Genomic DNA, 16,537 nt, shown 5'->3' with positions numbered 1-16,537 from the left:
TTATATTTTAAATTTTATTCCTGTCCTAAGATAAAAAGCATTTCTCTGATTTAACCGAAAAACTTCATCTCTATCATCATTTCTAAGAATATTATTAAGTCTAAAGGTGTAACCTGAATAAAGATAAGCTACTAGATGCTTAGTAAAGCAATATTCGTACCCTAATCCTCCAACAATAACAGATAGCGAAATATTATTTGCACTTTGTCCATTTACTGATAGTGGTTCTTGCAAATTAGCAAAGTAGCCATCTACAGCTCCAAATGCTTGCAAAATGCTGGACTCACTAAAATAATATTTGAGATTAGACTTAGGCACACCAGCACTAAAAGACCAATTTTTATTAATCCTTCTAAAATAATTTACAAACGGTAATGGAAAAGGAATTCCTGTTGTAGTATTATACGTTACTCCTAAAACTAATCGATATGGACGTTTTATATCTTCTGCGTCTGTTCTATCTTTTATAAAAAATATACCTCCATTAATAAAGAGGTCATCTTTTGTGATTTTACCATTTAGTGTAGATGCAATTCTGGGGTTTACTTTTAATCCTACACGCCAGTTCTCACTCGTTTTAAATGTATAACCGATATTTAAATCAATAATATTTAAGGCATCAATTACAGAAGTATCAAAAGGGTATTCTTCTTCTAAATTTAATAAGACTCTATTATATTCTGCCCCTATAATTAGGTAGTTATCATTTTTAATTTTTATAGGATAATTTAATAAAGCTCTTAATCTTGTGTATTGGTCTTCAGATTTGCTACTCGGAATAAAAGAGTACTCTAACCTTACTAAATCTGTTAATTGCGCATTTAAATTAGTTAGACATATTAAGCCAAATAGTACAAAAGTGTTTTTAACTGTTTTCAAATCTTTCCTAGTATCATCTATTATTTATTCTTTTCAATGATATGAATATCTCGCTGAGGAAAAGGAATACTAATTCCATTTTCTCTAAATGCTTTATCAATTTCAAATCTTAAATCGCTTTTTGGTATTGTGGCAATAAAACTGTCATTAAGTGTAAAAACGAGTTTAAAATTTAAAGAACTCTCTCCAAAATCTGTAAATAGCACTAGTGGTTCTGGTTCTTTTAGTATTGATTCATGCTTATTTGCAATATCAATTAAAATCTGTTTTACAAGCTCAACATCAGTGCCATATGCCACACCTAAATCTATACTTTCTCTTGTTAACGAACCATTCTGAGTCCAATTATATAGAATTTTTGTCAAGTATAAATGGTTAGGAATTATTAATACTTTGTTATCTATTGTTACCGCTCTAGTCGTTCTGAGTTTTATTTCTTCGACACGACCTACCTTTCCATCTAACTCAATAATATCTCCTACATGCAAAGATTGATCGATGAGTATGAATACTCCAGAAATGATATCTTGAAACAACGTCTGGAGCGCTAGTCCAATACCAATGAGTAAAGCTGCGGACGCAGCAAATATAGCCGTAACATTAACTCCTACAGAATCAAGTGTTATCAAAAAAATAGCAACATATATAAGCCATCTAAAATATCCATAAACGACTTTAAACTTGCCTTTATCTTGCTCAGGTATTTTTCGGGTAATTACTCTATAAATAATTTTAAGTACCCAACTAGTAATACATATTGCAGTAATTAGAATTAATAAATCTAATATTGATATACTAATATCTTTTGTTAGATCTATATGAAGATGAAGAAAATCAAGGAACTTCTTCCAAAAGCTACTTTCGGAAATGGCTTCTTCGAGTTCTTTAAAATCTTGAAATAGATCTATACTTAGTATTTTAACCATTTCATCAAGGATTTATAGGAAGGTTTTTTACCATACATTAATATACCTACTCTATATATTTTAGCAGCAAACCAAACTGTAAGTGTAAATGTTCCTACTAATAACAATAGACTAACAACTTGCTGCCACATAGGTACACCAAATGGAATACGCATTAGCATTACAACTGGAGATGTAAATGGTATAAAAGAAAATATTGTTGACACTGTTCCGTGAGGGTCTTCTATAACAGTAAATACACCAACGTAAACTGCTAATATTAAAGGCATAAGAATTGGCAGCATAAACTGTTGTGTATCTGTCTCATTATCAACAGCAGCACCAATGGCGGCATAAAGCGAACTGTATAACAGATAACCACCAATAAAAAAGAATAGAAAAGCAATAATTAGATTAGCAATTGGTAAATTCTGAAATGACTGAATAGCCAAACTTATTTCGTTTTGCATTGTTGAACTGTCCATAGCTTGTTGTATTAATTCTTGTTGTTGACCTTGGGCAGCTGTCAAATCAATACCAAAAACAATACTAACAACTGTTGATAGGATAGCTAACAAAACAATCCAGATAGCAAATTGAGTAACTCCAGCCAACGATGTTCCTATAATTTTACCCATCATAAGCTGAATTGGTTTTACTGAAGAAATAATTATTTCAATAATGCGGCTTGTCTTTTCTTCAATCACGCTTCGCATTATCATGTTGCCGTAAATAATGATAAACATAAAAAGAAGATAGCCAGCAATACCTCCAAAAGCCAACTTTAAAATATTATCTATTTTAGAGCTCTTTTGTCCATCAAAGCTCTCTTGTAAAATACTCACATTTGCTTTAGCAGCTTTAATTTCCTCAGCATTTAAACCATTAGCAACGAGCTTTAAATCACGAAGTTTTCTCTCTATTTTATTCTCTAAACTTGAGATTACGGTCAATGATGGCGAATCTTCTGAATAGAACCTTACGGTTTCTCCAACTGTATCCAGGTTACCTTTACCTATATACAGAAGACCATATTGTTCATCTTCTTTGACAATAGCTTTTGCTTCTTCAACAGTAGCATCATTGGTATAATTATATGTAGTATTGTCTGTGTTTTCAAAAACTTCGGTAAAAAGACCTGATTGATCCAGTATAGAAATAGTACGCTTTTTATTGGTGTTAAGCTGAGCTAAATAAGCCACTACACTAATAAGAGCAATCATTATGAGCGGACTCAAAAACGTCATAATAACAAAAGATTTGTTCTTGACCTTAGTGAAATATTCGCGCTTTATAATAAGAGATAAATGATTCATTCCTAATTGTTTTTTACAGTTTGAATAAAAATATCATTAGAAGAAGGAATAACTTCTACAAAATGGTGTACCTCAGCTTTTGAGGTCAAGAATGATAGTAAATCATTAGGTGAAGTCTCAGGTGTGATTTTTACATTAAGCTTAACATCGTCATAAACATTTTTAAATGTTGCCGGTAAAACATCAAACTTATTTTTAATCTCTTCAATTACAACCTTGCTATTATTAGATTGCAATCCAACTTCAAAAGTGCTGGATTTAAACTGTCGCTTAATATCAATTAGGTTTCCATCTAAAACTTTATTGGATTTATGAATTAATGCAATATGATCACAAAGCTCTTCTACAGATTCCATACGATGGGTCGAAAAAATGACTGTTGCTCCTTCTTCCCGAAGCTTTAGTATTTCATCTTTAATGAGGTTTGCATTTATAGGGTCAAAACCTGAAAAAGGTTCATCAAAAATGAGCAATTTTGGGCGATGCAAAACGGTAACTATAAATTGTATTTTTTGAGCTTGACCTTTACTGAGTTCTTGTATTTTCTTGTTCCACCAGTCGCTAATTTCAAACTTATCAAACCAATATTTTAATTGATTTTTAGCCTCAGACTTAGACATGCCTTTAAGTTGAGCAAGATATAATGCTTGTTCTCCAACTCTCATGGATTTATACAAACCACGTTCCTCCGGCAAATAACCAATATCTCTTATATGTTCTTGCTTTAAAGGATGCCCATCGAGTAAAACACTGCCTTCATCTGGCATAGTTATCTGATTGATTATTCTTATTAATGTTGTTTTACCTGCGCCATTTGGTCCTAATAAACCAAAAATGCTGCCTTTAGGTACAGCAATAGACACTTTGTTTAAGGCTCTAAAATCTCCAAAATCTTTGGAAACAGCATTAGCCACCAACAGTTCACTCATAAAAAATACTTTGATTTTTTGGTTAGGTTGGTAAATATATTAAATGTTGTACGGAATACTAAGTAATTTGCTGATATATCTTTAATTAAACAAAACACCCTAAGTGCTTCAAAATTGGCGTTGTTAAAAAAACAAAACCCACCCTTATAATTAAATAAGGATGGGAAAAAATTGCTATGAAAAAGAAAAATTATCGCCAATTAGCATTAGCGATAATTCAAATATAGTCTTTTTTACGAAATAGAGAGAAGGTTTTAAGAAAACATATCCTTAACTTTCTCAAAAAATGACTTATCTGAACTTTCAGGTTTTGGTTGAAAATGTTCATCTTCTCTCATAGTTTCGAAAAATTCTTTTTGTTTTTTGTTCAAAGTTTTTGGTGTCCATACATTAACATGTACTAAAAGGTCTCCCTTTCCATAGCCATTGATACTTGTTATACCTTTACCTCTTAATCTTAATATTTTCCCTGATTGTACACCAGGTTCAATTTTAATACGCACTTTACCAGAAACTGTATCTATCTCCATAGACGAACCTAAAACTGCATCAGGCAAGCTTACATACAAATCATAGTGTAAATTATCACCTTCTCTTTTTAAAGTTTCGTGATTTTCCTCTTGTATGGCAACTAATAAATCTCCTGCAATCCCATTTCCTGGTGCAGAATTCCCTTTACCAGTAACCTTTAGCTGCATGCCATCTACAACACCAGCAGGTATTTTTACGCTTACAGTTTCTTCTTTAGATATTAGACCTTGAGCATCTGAGCCATCAGGACGCTTATCAATACTTTGTCCAGCGCCTCCACATGTAGGGCAGGCTGATGCTGTTTGCATGCGACCTAAAATTGTATTCGTAACTCGCGTCACTTGACCTTGACCATTACAAGTACTACATGTTTTATAAGTCACACCTTCAGCCTGTACTTTACGCTTAACTTTTATCTTTTTTTCTACACCATTAGCTACATCTTCCAAAGTAAGTTTAACACGTATACGCAGGTTACTTCCTTTAACAACTCTACGACCGCCGCTGCCAAAGCCTCCGCCAAAACCGCCACCACCAAAAGCACCGCCAAAAATATCTCCAAACTGACTGAATATGTCATCCATATTCATACCACCACCGCCAAAACCACCAGCACCCTCAAAGGCCTGGTGACCAAATTGATCATAGCGTGCTTTTTTATCTGCATCACTTAAGACTTCGTAAGCTTCTGCTGCTTTTTTAAACTTTTCTTCAGCTTCTTTATCATCAGGGTTTTTATCTGGATGATATCTTAAAGCCATCTTACGATATGCTTTTTTAATTTCGGCTGCAGACGCGTCTTTAGAAACGCCTAATATGTCGTAAAAATCTTCTTTCATACTATTGCCCGACAAATCGGATATGTTTTATTATTGTCCAATAACTACTTTTGGAAAACGGATAACTTTATCACCAAGTTTGTAACCTCGCTCAACAACATCTATAATTTTTCCTTTTAAGTCATCATTTGGTGCAGGTATCTGCGTTACAGCTTCATGGTCATCCGCATTAAAAACATCACCTTGATTAACCTCTATCTTAGACAAACCTTTTTGCTCTAAAGTTGTAATTAATTTATTGTAAATTAATAGCACACCTTTGCGCAATTCCTCAGCTTCTTTGTCTTCTTCAATATGCATTAATGCACGTTCAAAATCATCTAGCACAGGAAGTACAGATAACATAACATCTTGGCTTGCTGTTTTAAATAGCTCTATACGTTCCTTTGTGGTACGTTTTTTATAATTTTCGAACTCTGCAAAAAGACGCATAAATTTATCTTTCTCTTTTGCTAGGTCTTCTTGCAGTTGCTCTTCAACAGTTAGTGTTTCTTCTTCAACAGTTTCTGTTTCAGTTGCTTCGATTTGAGGTTCTTCTACCTCTTGGTCTTTATCTTTTTTGCCCATTATTTTAGACTTGTATTTAAATCTTCGATTTACAGATGGCAAAAGTACTGCCAATATTCAGAAAATGTCAAAATGTCACAGGTATTTTTTTATCAAAATAAAATCCATTAAAAAAGCACCTGCTTTTCAGCAAGTGCTTTTCTTCTTCATAGCAGTTTTCCTAATTCATTTATTTAGGCATTACCACTGTGTCAATTACGTGGATCACTCCATTGTCTGCCTTTACATCTGTCGCTACAATCTCACTGTAATTCCCGTTTTGGTCTTTAATCCAAATTTTTCCTTTTTTAGACATTACTGTCAATACTTGACCATTAAGACCTTTTACTTCTACTTTACCCTTGCCTTTTTTTAATGCTGCAACAACATCACTAGCCATTAATTTTGATGGTACAACATGGTATGTTAAGATGTTTGCCAATGCCTTTTTATTTTCTGGCTTAAGTAAACTTCCTAAAGTAGCTTTGTCAATTTTTCCAAAAGCTGCATTTGTAGGCGCAAATACTGTGAATGGCCCATCGCCTTGCAAAGCAGATACTAAATCTGCCGCTTTTAATGCAGTTACTAGTGTAGAGAAATCTTTATTACCAACTGCGACATCGACAATTGTTTTTTGAGCAGTTGCTGCTGTACTAAATGTTAATGCTACTACTGTTGTAAAAATAAATACTAACTTTTTCATAATTTCTTGTTTTAAAATGTTTTGGTTAAATGTTTTTGGCACTTTTTTTAGTTTTTGATGTGCTTTCAATTATATTTACACAGCTATGTTTGCTCTGGATGAGCAGGCATTTACTTTTGGCAAATTTTTAACACAAATGCAAGACGACGCTTTACTTATAAAACAACTTCAAGCTAAAGAAGAGCGTGCACTATCTCTGCTTTATGACAAATACTCTGGTGCGTTATACAGTGTTATTATAAAAATGACAAGAGATGAAGCTTTGTCTCAAGATTTGCTACAAGAAACCTTTATTACTATATGGGATAAATCCCACCAGTATAATCCTGAAAAGGGACGATTTTATACTTGGGCTTATAGAATTGTAAAAAACAAAGTGTTAAATTATCTAAGAAAGAATGATATACTCATCCAAACAGATGATTTAAGTGTATATGAAAACAAAGAGGAACCTGAAACAATAAACCGCAATTTTTTAGAATTGAATGGTGCCATAACTAAACTAGACGCTCATCACCAGAAAGCAATAGAATTAGTTTATTTTAAAGGATTAACACATCGCGAGGCACATGCCCAGATGGATGTACCTTTAGGCACGTTTAAGTCTTACATACAGCAAGCTCTAAAACAGCTTCGTAATACGTATACCAAGATTGTTGTGGTTTTGTTGCTAATGATTGATGTAATGTGATGATGACAAAAAAAGAACTACTTGAAAATGGTTTATTAGAGCAATATGTGCTTGGTGAATTAGATGCTAAACAAAACGAAGTAATAGAAAAATTGCTTAAGTCTGATGCTGAATTAAAAGCAAAATTAGAAGACATAGAATCTAGTTTTGAAGAATTAGCAATTGAGAACGCTATTCTTCCTCCTGATTCAGTAAAATCTGGATTATTATCTAAAATTAAAATAGCAGATGCTCAAATTTCACCTAAAGACAGTAACAATTCAAGAACTTGGTTGGGTATAGCTGCAAGTTTTGCTGCTTTCTTTTTATTAGGTTCTATTTGGTTGTACTCTGAATTAAATACTGTAAAAGAAGATTTGAGAATTGTTGGTGACCAGAATGAAGCTTTACAAAAAGACCTTGACGGAATTACCAAAAACTATGATGAAGTCTCTAAATGGTATGCAGCACTATCAAATCCGGACGCAGAACAATATATCTTAAAAGGAAATGCATTAGCTCCAGAAGCAAAAATTGTAAGTTTTGTGAATCACAGAAATAAATCTGTGATTATTAACGCTCAGAAACTACCTAATTTAGACGCTGAACACGACTACCAAATGTGGGCAGACGTGGATGGTGAAATGATTAATATGGGCGTCATCCCAAAAGATGCTAAACTTATGGCCATGACTTATATTGACGATGCCGAATCACTTAATATTACTATTGAACCTCTTGGCGGAAATGACCACCCAACTGTTGAGCGACTTATTTCTAATGTGTATTTGGATTAGTGAATTGCTCTCAAAGCATTTTTCTAACTAAAATAAACCTGACTGATTAATACATTGTTTTTAAACTACCTTTGTGGTAAATATTTACACATGTCATTTAAAGACTTACACATTATAAAACCACTTTTACGTGCTGTTGCAGACTCTGGTTATGATGAGCCAACATTAATTCAGCAGCGTTGCATTCCATCTATTTTAGAGAAAAAAGATGTTATTGCTTCTGCCCAAACAGGAACTGGAAAGACCGCGAGTTTTGCATTACCTATTTTACAGTTATTATTTGACAAACAAGATGCACCTAAACGCGGTAAAAAAGTACGTGCTTTAATTATAAGTCCTACTCGAGAACTTGCTGTGCAAATTAATAACAACTTTAAAACCTATGCCAAGTATACTAACTTACGTTCAACAGTTATATTTGGAGGCACTTCAATTGAACCACAAATAGATATTTTAAAAAAGGGTGTAGATATTTTAATTGCCACACCTGGACGACTGCTTGATTTACACAAACAAGATTATGTTAATCTTGATTACATAGAAACTCTAGTTTTAGATGAAGCCGATTTAATGTTAGATATGGGCTTTATTGACGACGTAAAAAAGATTGAGCGTCTATGTCCTGAGACCAAACAAACCTTATTATTTTCAGCTACGATTCCTTATAAAGTTGAACAATTAGCAAATTCTATTTTAAACGAACCTCAGCGTATTGACGTTACACCAAGCAAGTCTATTGCTAGTGATATCAGTCAAATATTATATTACGTTCCTAAACGACATAAAATTGAGCTTTGCCTCCACTTACTCAGAAATACCATAAAGGGAAGCATCTTAATTTTTAGACGCACAAAATTTGGTGTTGATAAACTTGAAAAAACACTGCTCAAAAATGGTTATAAAGTAGACAGTATTCATGGTGACAAAAATCAAAGTGATAGACAAACTGCTTTAAATAAATTTAAAAATGGGTATGTAAATATCCTAATTGCGACTGATGTAGCTGCTCGTGGTATTGATATTAATGAGCTTGATGCTGTCGTAAATTTTGATTTACCAAATATTCCTGAAACTTATGTTCATAGAATTGGTCGGACTGGTCGTGCTGGTAATATTGGTACTGCGTATTCGTTATGCTCTGCTGATGAGAAAACTTATATAAAAAAGATACAAGAATCAATTAATGTTCAGATTCCTATAGAAGATATTCACCCTTATCCTTTAGACCCAAAAGCAAGACCTATAGTTCATAAAAAGAAAGGCAGCAAATACAAAAAAGGACGCAAAGGCGAAGGTTCTAAAAAGAAAAAGAAGCGGTGGTATTAAAATAGATATAAGACCGCTTCTCTATTAGACTTTAGAATCAAGACCGCTAATGATTAATTTACTCAAACTTCATTTCGAATAATAAATAATGTTCTATTCTAAAACGTTTACCCCAATTTTCTAGATCTTTTCCTGCTGTACCAACTTCGCACCAAGATTTTGAACCATCTTCTCTTTTGTAAGGCAATATGTAAGCGAAAAGATAGAATTCTTCATCATACTTTAATTCTAAATTACTTTCATGAGCAATATTTCTTAAACTATAATCATCCGACTTTAATGCATCATATTGTCTTGTAATACTAAATCTTGGAAATTTGAATGTCATTTTTAACTTATTATCATTAGTTCGCTTAGCTATTAATCTGAATTTAAGTTCAGCTTCTGACAGTGTTTCAAATTCTGGAAGGCCTAATTTTTTACTATCAAATACTGTAGATTCTGAGGTTACTTTACCATCCCAAATTTCTTTGACTGTTAACTTATAGGATTTTCCTTTTAAGCCTTCATCTTCAAACTTTAACTTCATATAATCGATACCTTCAAAACTTAAGATGTCACGTATCTCTTCATCATCTGACGAATAATCAGTTTCCATTTTAAGGCCATCTGACTCATTTACATATTTTAAACTTTGTTGCGCAGTTAAACCGCTGAAGCAAATTAATGCAACAGCTAATATTTGTAATTTCTTCATGATTTATTTATTGATTTTGATTATTGAATCGTTATGAGAGTAGATGATACCATGGATAATATCAAAGAAGATTTCGCCAGCAAAATGACCTTGACCTTTTGGCTTACGCTCCATCATATTATATTTCTCTCCTTTTTTTGTAGGCTGCATATTTATTTCATACTTACCAACAAAATTCTTAGTATTATTTCCAAACACCTTAAAACTGTGATCATCTTTAGGATAGAAAAAATGGATTTTGGAATATTCTGAATACACATTAAAACGCTTAAAATTCTTAGCCCAATTATAGAAATAATACTCGCTATTAAAATCTGTAATGGTTACATTCTCTCCAATCTCTCCAATTTCTATATCTGAAAACTCTGTTGAAAATTTTGTGTTTTGTACACTTCCTATATACGATTTTCCGATTTTATTAAACATATAATTTCCTCCAGTAATAGCAGTAGCTTCAAAATCACCGTTTTTAATTTTTACATTATTATACTCATTTAAAAGCTTCTTTGCTCTTATGTAACCGCCTTTTAAGTCAATCGACAGTTCATTTCTTAAATCATTTCTGAAGAAAAATTTAGACTGCTTTCCGTTGATGGTTAATTTTACATAAGGCGGTATTTTGATAACAAACTGACTTCTAATCATATTAGAACCTTTCACATCAATATACTTACCATCTTTTGTTATTTTTTTGAATTTGTTATTTATAAATTTTAAAGGTGACTTATATACCCTATTTCTAGTATTTATAAATCTTATAAGTGAATCTTTTGACTTTTGTACTACTGAGTCTGCCTCTGTTTTCTCTTTGTATTTATAAAAAACATGCCCGCCTTTATCATTGTATTCAATATCTACTTTTGGTAGAAATGATTTAACATTGACATTAAGTGTAATATGATTTTCAGAATTGCTAACCTCAACATTTAAGTCTTCAATTTTCTTTTGAATTTTTTTCTTCGAATAACCTTCGAACTCCAAAGTATAGTTAAAATGAATTTTTCCATCAGTAGATTCCTCTATAGCAACTGCAGTATAATCGATATTAAATATTGCTGTTGTTCCCTTATTTACTTCAAAGCTTTTATTGATGACACTGTGGCGCTGTGCAAAGCCTGTTACTGATGTGATGAGCATCAGTATAAAAAGTTTAGATTGTACTCTCATTATGTTCGTTTTTTTGATTTAGTATTTTTATATGTTCTTGGATATCCTTTAATAACTCTAGACGTGTTTGCAAATTGGCAATTAGTAATTCTACTACTAAAATGTTATTTGTATCTGATTTAAATGCTTCAGAAATTTCTTGATAATCTTTGTCTAAATCTGTAAGTTTTTGCTCATAACGCTTTACTAAATTTTCGTCATTAGTTGCTGCAACAAAGTTTATCCATTCTGCATGAATATTATCTAAATATTCTGCCTCTACAGCTTCAATTTGCGCTACAAGCGGAGATACGTCTTCGGCGTCCTCTCTATCAAAAACAAAATATGCCACTGATAGTGTTACAACAAAAACAGCTGCTATTTTTAACCAAAACATCTTATTAAGCTTTGGCGACTCATTAGCATTAAGCTTGCTTAAGAATTCTTCACGATGATTAGGTGATAATTCGTGTTTTATGTCTTCTTCTGTACTAAATAACTCTCTAATATCTCGCTTCATTATATTGTGTTTTTAAGAGGTCTTGTAATTTTTGTTTAGCGCGTCTTAATTGCGTTCTAGATGTCTTTATGGCTATATCTAATATTTCTGATATCTCTTCATGATCATAACCTTCTATTAGGTAAAGTGTAATCACCAATCTATATTTTTCTGGTAGTGTTTCTATAGCATTCTCAATCTGTTTTTTTGTAATTGACATATCAAACTGCCAATTAGTATCATCAACTATTTGCAGGTTTTCTGTTTCTAAAGATTCAGCCTGAAATTGCTGCTTCTTTAAAGCATCTATACAGTGATTGATTACAATACGCTTTAACCAAGCTCCAAATGTCGAAGTAGATTTATACTTATCAATATTCAAAAATGCTTTTAAAAATGCTTCTTGCATAGCATCTTTTGAGTCTTCTTTATTATTTAAATATCTACATGCTACATTATACATTGCATCACAATAGCTGTCATAAATTTGCATCTGCGCTTTTTGATTGCCACGTTTGCATGCATTAATAAGTGTATTGGTTTTGTTTTGCATTCGATGTGTTAGATTCTCTATCTCTAAAAACGATAAAAAAACCTGAGAGTTTCAAAATGAATTGAAAAAATAGAAATTTAATCTCAATATGATTAATTTTATGCTTTAATAAATCCGCTAACTAATGAGTAAAGATTATAATAATCCCGCCTTTAAAAAGCTTTTAGAGAAATTACAAGAAGAAAGCTGGCAGTTAGAATTACTTATTTCTGGTTTTGCAATTTTTGGACTTTTCACTGCCTATGAACCAATTATTACATACTATAATGAAGCTGTAGCAACCGGTCAAGAGTATAAAAGAGCTGTATTTACAGTGACAAGAATTTCTTGTATTATATTAATATTTAGTCTATTAATTCATGTTTTATTAAGAGGCTTATGGATTGGAGCATTAGGTTTACGTTATGTTTCTGGAGAAATAGATTATGAAGAACTAAACTATGGTCAAAAGTTTACCAAATACCTAAAAAAAAGAGTTGGGTCTTTTGATAAATATATAGCTACATTAGAAAATTATTGCAGTATTATTTTTGCAGCCTCTTTTCTTTTGATTTTTTATGTTTTAGCCATGACTTTTATAATAATCACTATCGGTTCTATTGGCAGTAACTTTATTGGCAGTGATTGGTTACCAGAATGGCTATCAATTGGTTTTGGAGTTCCTTTGATGATATTTATGGTTATTGGAATGCTACTCACCTTTATCGATTTTATAACTCAAGGTTTCTTGAAGAAAAAGAAATGGTTAGCCAAAATATACTTCCCTTTTTATTGGGTGTTTAGCTTTATTACCTTATCCTTTTTATACAGACCAATAGTCTATAATTTTTTAGACAACAAGTTTGGACGACGTTTTAGTATGCTACTCTTTCCGTTATTTATAATTATTGCAATCTCTTTTTCTCTGCATTATAATTTTTCCAATTACTTCAGCACAGAAAATAATTCTAACGATTACATAGCGAATAGAGAAAATTATGAAGATTTATTAGATGAAAAATCGGGATTTGTAGATAATGTAGTTATTCAATCCAGGGTTATAAAAGACAATTATATAAAAGTATTTGTGCCTTATTCTGAACGTATCGAAAATAGAATCTTTTCTTTTAATGAAGGTTTAAAACCTAAAAAAGATATTCGTGGACTAGATACGGACATTATTGTAATTAATGGTAATAATCGCATTACTAATCGAGATAGTTTAAGGCGTGAGTATCTATCTACCTTCAATAAAATTTATTACACCAAAATAGACACTTCAGTTGTAAAATCGGATTTTATAGTCAGCCATACTAAGAAGGGAACTTTAGGGTTTGAAACCTACTTATCAACTAAAAATCTATCTGAGGGTAAGCACATATTAGAATTCAAAAGAATGGGGCTGAATAGAGATAACGACACCGTATATTTTGGCATTAGAAAAATACCTTTTTGGTATTATCCAGACTAATACTCTAGTCGCTTATTAAAATACTGCTTCAATATTGGTATCTGAATACTAAACATTATCGCAAATAAAACTACGGCATACATTAAAGTATTAGATGGCTCGAATGACAGATTATCTAAAGGATTAAATGAAATATCTGGTAAATTAAATTTCTCTAAAAAACTGGTATCACCTGTTGGTTCTTTAAAGAGAAAATAACACAATAGCGCTATAAAACTTGACGCTATAAACCACCATAAATATTTTGGAATTAAAGGCTTATAAGCAATAGATTTTGAATCTGATAATGCTTCTACTCTAGCCATTACTTTATCTGTAAAATCTAAAGGGGCTTTCTCTAAACTATCAGCAGTCATTAATTTATTTACTAAACCTTCTATCTTTTTATTGTCCTGTTCCATAATTCATTCTGTTTTGAGGTTGCAAATACTGTTCTAAAATTACTGCTAATTTTTTTCGGGCTCTAAAAAGTTTCACCTTCACAGTATTAGCTTCAACATTAATAATCTTGGATATCTCCTCTAAAGATAACTCTTCAAAATAAAACAAAGTTAGTAATGCGCTACTATCTTCTGGTAATTTATTAATGCAATTTTTTATTAAAACATTTTTCTCTTCTTTAATAATATTATCTAAAGCATTATCTATAGTGTCTAATTTATTAAAGGTGTATTCGTCTATAGCTACATCATTAAGATGTTTCTTATTCTTCTTTATATTATCTAGGCATGTGTTATAAGTCACTCTATAAATCCATGTCGAAAATTTAGAATCACCTTTAAACTTATCTAAGGACTTAAAAACCTTTATAAATACATCTTGTGCGACCTCTTCTGCTTCTTCTCTATGTTTTAACATTCTTAACGCCAATGTATACACCAAGTCCTTATAACGGTCTACTAATTGCCCATAAGCTTTAGCTTCTCCGCTTTGTATAGCTTCTATTATTTGGTCGTCGTTGATGGTCATTTTTTATTTAAGACGATTATTTTACATATGAGGTTACATAAATGGTTGAAAAATATTTTTTTAAAAAAAATTGTAACCTAAATGAAAAGCGTGTCGTCATAAGCTGTGAATAAATAAAAATAATCAATTAAAAAAACACATTATGGAAGTAGCAATTTTAGCAATAATTTTCGGGTCAATATTTGGCGTATTTTACTTATACTTTTCTTCGAGAAACAAAGAACGCTTAGCCCTTATAGAAAAAGGCGCAGATGCAAGTATTTTTAATATAGGAAAAAGAGCAGGGTCTTCTTGGAAGGTTATAGTTATAAACTTAGCATTCTTATTAATGGGTATAGGTCTTGGTGTTTTTATTGCCAATATTTTAGACACCTATTCTAGCCTAGATGATGAAGCTGTATATCCTGCAATGATATTCTTAATGGCTGGTATTGGTCTTTATGTGGGGTTTACACAGACAAGAAAAGCTTTAGACAAGTAACAATCAATCAACCCTATTAAAAAGCCGTTATCAATAATTATGATAACGGCTTTTTTTTTGATTCTAAATCTGAAATAGTAGTTAAACCATTTCACCTCTCGATTATTGAGCAAAAAATGTATCTTTAATTCATGTTGAAAACATTTAACCTCATTATCATTTTTGCATTAGCCTTTAAAAGTTATGCGCAGATTTCTATCAAAGATTCCGAATCTAAGCTTCCTGTATCTTATGCCTCTATATCTTTTGGAAATGGTAATGGTATTGTGGCTGATGATGAAGGTATTTTTGTTTTTACAAAAAAGCTATATCCAGATATCGATTCACTTTTTATTTCTGCATTAGGCTATAAAGATTTAGTCCTTTCATCAGAAAACATAAAACCTCAACTTTTTTTACAGCCTCAAGCCGATGAACTAGATGAAGTCATAATTGGTGTAAGATTAGATAAAACCAAAAACAAAAAATACAAAACTGAAGGCCTAAAGCCTTATCTCGATGACGACTATTACAAATGCTGGTTACCTACTATAGAGTCAGAAATTGCTGTGTATTTTCCCAATCAGGATGATAAACTAAAACGTATTGCAAAACTAAAATTCCCAATAGCCTTAGAATCTAAAGATTGGAAAAACCGTAAGCGTTCAAATAAAATAAAAAAGCGTTTTTCGACCTTGTTTAAGGTTAATATATATAACAATACAAATGGTAAGCCTGGTAAAAATCTAAATACAGAAACTATTGTTTTTAGAGCTACCGAAAAGGATGGTGATTACCATGAATTGGACATTACAGAACAAAATATATTAGTACCAGAAAACGGTATTTTTATAGCGTTGCAAGTTTTAGGGTATACTGATGAAAATGGTAAATTATTACCTAATAAAAAATATAAAGAAATTAAAGGTAGAAACGGCATGGTCAAAATCCCAACAAATTTTAGACCGCTTTTACCTTTTACTAATAAAATTGAAACTGACAGAACGTTTGTAAAACGTGTCTTTATTAATAGTAATGATTGGCTAGCTTTTAAGCAAGGTAATGGTTTTAAATCCACACTACTAAAAAAGGGTCTTAACAATTACGGTATTGGTATAGATTTACACGTTTTTAAAGACTAAACTAACTAGATATGAAAGATAAAACAGGTTTAATTATTGCATTAGTTGGAATTATAATGCTTGCCGGAATAATCATTTACCAAGCAAAAACGGAAAAGGCAGTCACTTACTTAATTCCTATTGCGCTTCTGGTTAATCTTTTTGGTGTTTTTATTCACCTAAAACGAAATAGAAAATAAA

20 protein-coding genes are annotated in these 16,537 nt (G+C 31.7%); 7 read left to right on the top strand and 13 right to left on the bottom strand.

What is annotated here, in order from left to right:
- The 7 genes from IEV10_RS07120 to IEV10_RS07090 all read right to left on the bottom strand — a co-directional run bounded on the left by IEV10_RS07120 (position 1) and on the right by IEV10_RS07090 (position 6,648).
- Positions 1-879, bottom strand: a complete 879-nt coding sequence (locus tag IEV10_RS07120; RefSeq protein ID WP_229719619.1) for a DUF6268 family outer membrane beta-barrel protein — start codon at positions 877-879, stop codon at positions 1-3.
- 20 nt (positions 880-899) lie between these two features.
- Entirely contained in the window at positions 900-1,805 is a 906-nt protein-coding gene (locus tag IEV10_RS07115) for a mechanosensitive ion channel family protein (protein WP_188373984.1), read from the bottom strand.
- Positions 1,790-3,100: an ABC transporter permease gene (locus tag IEV10_RS07110; protein WP_188373983.1), complete on the bottom strand. Its 1,311-nt coding sequence runs from the start codon at positions 3,098-3,100 to the stop codon at positions 1,790-1,792. Before IEV10_RS07110 ends, IEV10_RS07115 begins: the two co-directional genes overlap by 16 nt.
- A gap of 2 nt (positions 3,101-3,102) precedes the next feature.
- Complete coding sequence (locus IEV10_RS07105) at positions 3,103-4,029, bottom strand: ABC transporter ATP-binding protein (protein ID WP_188373982.1); 927 nt, start codon at positions 4,027-4,029, stop codon at positions 3,103-3,105.
- Positions 4,030-4,283: 254 nt separating this feature from the next.
- The gene (dnaJ, locus tag IEV10_RS07100) at positions 4,284-5,399 is read right to left on the bottom strand and encodes a molecular chaperone DnaJ (RefSeq protein ID WP_188373981.1); all 1,116 of its coding nucleotides are present in this window, start codon (positions 5,397-5,399) and stop codon (positions 4,284-4,286) included.
- Positions 5,400-5,429: 30 nt separating this feature from the next.
- Complete coding sequence (locus IEV10_RS07095) at positions 5,430-5,966, bottom strand: nucleotide exchange factor GrpE (protein ID WP_188373980.1); 537 nt, start codon at positions 5,964-5,966, stop codon at positions 5,430-5,432.
- Between the two features lie 169 nt (positions 5,967-6,135).
- Positions 6,136-6,648 (bottom strand): fasciclin domain-containing protein, encoded by a 513-nt coding sequence (locus tag IEV10_RS07090; protein WP_188373979.1) that lies wholly within the window; start codon positions 6,646-6,648, stop codon positions 6,136-6,138.
- Between the two features lie 136 nt (positions 6,649-6,784).
- On the opposite strand from IEV10_RS07090, the gene IEV10_RS07085 reads away from it, so the two are divergent.
- The 3 genes from IEV10_RS07085 (at position 6,785) to IEV10_RS07075 (ending at position 9,441) form a co-directional block, all read left to right on the top strand.
- The gene (locus tag IEV10_RS07085) at positions 6,785-7,339 is read left to right on the top strand and encodes an RNA polymerase sigma factor (RefSeq protein WP_188373978.1); all 555 of its coding nucleotides are present in this window, start codon (positions 6,785-6,787) and stop codon (positions 7,337-7,339) included.
- 2 nt (positions 7,340-7,341) lie between these two features.
- On the top strand, positions 7,342-8,115 hold the full coding sequence (locus IEV10_RS07080) for an anti-sigma factor (RefSeq protein ID WP_188373977.1): 774 nt from the start codon (positions 7,342-7,344) through the stop codon (positions 8,113-8,115).
- Between the two features lie 90 nt (positions 8,116-8,205).
- Positions 8,206-9,441, top strand: coding sequence for a DEAD/DEAH box helicase (locus tag IEV10_RS07075; protein ID WP_188373976.1), 1,236 nt, complete (start codon positions 8,206-8,208; stop codon positions 9,439-9,441).
- A gap of 58 nt (positions 9,442-9,499) precedes the next feature.
- Here IEV10_RS07075 and IEV10_RS07070 read toward each other — a convergent pair whose 3' ends face one another.
- From IEV10_RS07070 to IEV10_RS07055, 4 genes are read right to left on the bottom strand one after another with little or no spacing between them, the layout of a single operon-like run.
- Positions 9,500-10,138 (bottom strand): hypothetical protein, encoded by a 639-nt coding sequence (locus IEV10_RS07070; protein ID WP_188373975.1) that lies wholly within the window; start codon positions 10,136-10,138, stop codon positions 9,500-9,502.
- Positions 10,139-10,141: 3 nt separating this feature from the next.
- Positions 10,142-11,275: a hypothetical protein gene (locus IEV10_RS07065; protein ID WP_229719617.1), complete on the bottom strand. Its 1,134-nt coding sequence runs from the start codon at positions 11,273-11,275 to the stop codon at positions 10,142-10,144.
- A 13-nt stretch (positions 11,276-11,288) separates the two neighbouring features.
- Positions 11,289-11,804: a hypothetical protein gene (locus IEV10_RS07060; RefSeq protein WP_188373973.1), complete on the bottom strand. Its 516-nt coding sequence runs from the start codon at positions 11,802-11,804 to the stop codon at positions 11,289-11,291.
- On the bottom strand, positions 11,788-12,336 hold the full coding sequence (locus tag IEV10_RS07055) for an RNA polymerase sigma factor (protein WP_188373972.1): 549 nt from the start codon (positions 12,334-12,336) through the stop codon (positions 11,788-11,790). Before IEV10_RS07055 ends, IEV10_RS07060 begins: the two co-directional genes overlap by 17 nt.
- A 124-nt stretch (positions 12,337-12,460) precedes the next feature.
- On the opposite strand from IEV10_RS07055, the gene IEV10_RS07050 reads away from it, so the two are divergent.
- Positions 12,461-13,786 (top strand): hypothetical protein, encoded by a 1,326-nt coding sequence (locus tag IEV10_RS07050; RefSeq protein ID WP_188373971.1) that lies wholly within the window; start codon positions 12,461-12,463, stop codon positions 13,784-13,786.
- Here IEV10_RS07050 and IEV10_RS07045 read toward each other — a convergent pair.
- Positions 13,783-14,187 (bottom strand): hypothetical protein, encoded by a 405-nt coding sequence (locus IEV10_RS07045; RefSeq protein ID WP_188373970.1) that lies wholly within the window; start codon positions 14,185-14,187, stop codon positions 13,783-13,785. The two genes, IEV10_RS07050 and IEV10_RS07045, sit on opposite strands and share 4 nt — an antisense overlap.
- On the bottom strand, positions 14,171-14,755 hold the full coding sequence (locus IEV10_RS07040; RefSeq protein ID WP_188373969.1) for an RNA polymerase sigma factor: 585 nt from the start codon (positions 14,753-14,755) through the stop codon (positions 14,171-14,173). Before IEV10_RS07040 ends, IEV10_RS07045 begins: the two co-directional genes overlap by 17 nt.
- Positions 14,756-14,897: 142 nt before the next feature.
- Between IEV10_RS07040 and IEV10_RS07035 the strand changes: the two genes are divergently transcribed.
- From IEV10_RS07035 to IEV10_RS07025, 3 genes are all read left to right on the top strand, one after another.
- A complete protein-coding gene (locus IEV10_RS07035) occupies positions 14,898-15,236 on the top strand; it encodes a DUF6249 domain-containing protein (protein WP_188373968.1) in 339 nt (112 codons plus the stop codon).
- Between the two features lie 131 nt (positions 15,237-15,367).
- Entirely contained in the window at positions 15,368-16,357 is a 990-nt protein-coding gene (locus IEV10_RS07030; protein ID WP_188373967.1) for a hypothetical protein, read from the top strand.
- A gap of 11 nt (positions 16,358-16,368) precedes the next feature.
- Positions 16,369-16,536, top strand: a complete 168-nt coding sequence (locus IEV10_RS07025; RefSeq protein WP_188373966.1) for a hypothetical protein — start codon at positions 16,369-16,371, stop codon at positions 16,534-16,536.
- Position 16,537: the final 1 nt, after the last annotated feature.

It is taken from the genome of Winogradskyella haliclonae, from assembly GCF_014635865.1.
Classification (GTDB): domain Bacteria; phylum Bacteroidota; class Bacteroidia; order Flavobacteriales; family Flavobacteriaceae; genus Winogradskyella; species Winogradskyella haliclonae.
Note: the sequence above shows the minus strand (reverse complement) of the source record. Positions and strands in the feature narration are given on the sequence as shown.

Bases quoted from the DNA above. Each gene is read 5' to 3' on its own strand.
- IEV10_RS07115 (WP_188373984.1), bottom strand. From the start codon at position 1,805: ATGGTTAAAATACTAAGTATAGATCTATTTCAAGATTTTAAAGAACTC.
- IEV10_RS07110 (WP_188373983.1), bottom strand. From the start codon at position 3,100: ATGAATCATTTATCTCTTATTATAAAGCGCGAATATTTCACTAAGGTC.
- IEV10_RS07105 (WP_188373982.1), bottom strand. From the start codon at position 4,029: ATGAGTGAACTGTTGGTGGCTAATGCTGTTTCCAAAGATTTTGGAGAT.
- dnaJ (WP_188373981.1), bottom strand. From the start codon at position 5,399: ATGAAAGAAGATTTTTACGACATATTAGGCGTTTCTAAAGACGCGTCT.
- IEV10_RS07095 (WP_188373980.1), bottom strand. From the start codon at position 5,966: ATGGGCAAAAAAGATAAAGACCAAGAGGTAGAAGAACCTCAAATCGAA.
- IEV10_RS07090 (WP_188373979.1), bottom strand. From the start codon at position 6,648: ATGAAAAAGTTAGTATTTATTTTTACAACAGTAGTAGCATTAACATTT.
- IEV10_RS07085 (WP_188373978.1), top strand. From the start codon at position 6,785: ATGCAAGACGACGCTTTACTTATAAAACAACTTCAAGCTAAAGAAGAG.
- IEV10_RS07080 (WP_188373977.1), top strand. From the start codon at position 7,342: ATGACAAAAAAAGAACTACTTGAAAATGGTTTATTAGAGCAATATGTG.
- IEV10_RS07075 (WP_188373976.1), top strand. From the start codon at position 8,206: ATGTCATTTAAAGACTTACACATTATAAAACCACTTTTACGTGCTGTT.
- IEV10_RS07070 (WP_188373975.1), bottom strand. From the start codon at position 10,138: ATGAAGAAATTACAAATATTAGCTGTTGCATTAATTTGCTTCAGCGGT.
- IEV10_RS07065 (WP_229719617.1), bottom strand. From the start codon at position 11,275: ATGCTCATCACATCAGTAACAGGCTTTGCACAGCGCCACAGTGTCATC.
- IEV10_RS07060 (WP_188373973.1), bottom strand. From the start codon at position 11,804: ATGAAGCGAGATATTAGAGAGTTATTTAGTACAGAAGAAGACATAAAA.
- IEV10_RS07055 (WP_188373972.1), bottom strand. From the start codon at position 12,336: ATGCAAAACAAAACCAATACACTTATTAATGCATGCAAACGTGGCAAT.
- IEV10_RS07050 (WP_188373971.1), top strand. From the start codon at position 12,461: ATGAGTAAAGATTATAATAATCCCGCCTTTAAAAAGCTTTTAGAGAAA.
- IEV10_RS07045 (WP_188373970.1), bottom strand. From the start codon at position 14,187: ATGGAACAGGACAATAAAAAGATAGAAGGTTTAGTAAATAAATTAATG.
- IEV10_RS07040 (WP_188373969.1), bottom strand. From the start codon at position 14,755: ATGACCATCAACGACGACCAAATAATAGAAGCTATACAAAGCGGAGAA.
- IEV10_RS07035 (WP_188373968.1), top strand. From the start codon at position 14,898: ATGGAAGTAGCAATTTTAGCAATAATTTTCGGGTCAATATTTGGCGTA.
- IEV10_RS07030 (WP_188373967.1), top strand. From the start codon at position 15,368: ATGTTGAAAACATTTAACCTCATTATCATTTTTGCATTAGCCTTTAAA.
- IEV10_RS07025 (WP_188373966.1), top strand. From the start codon at position 16,369: ATGAAAGATAAAACAGGTTTAATTATTGCATTAGTTGGAATTATAATG.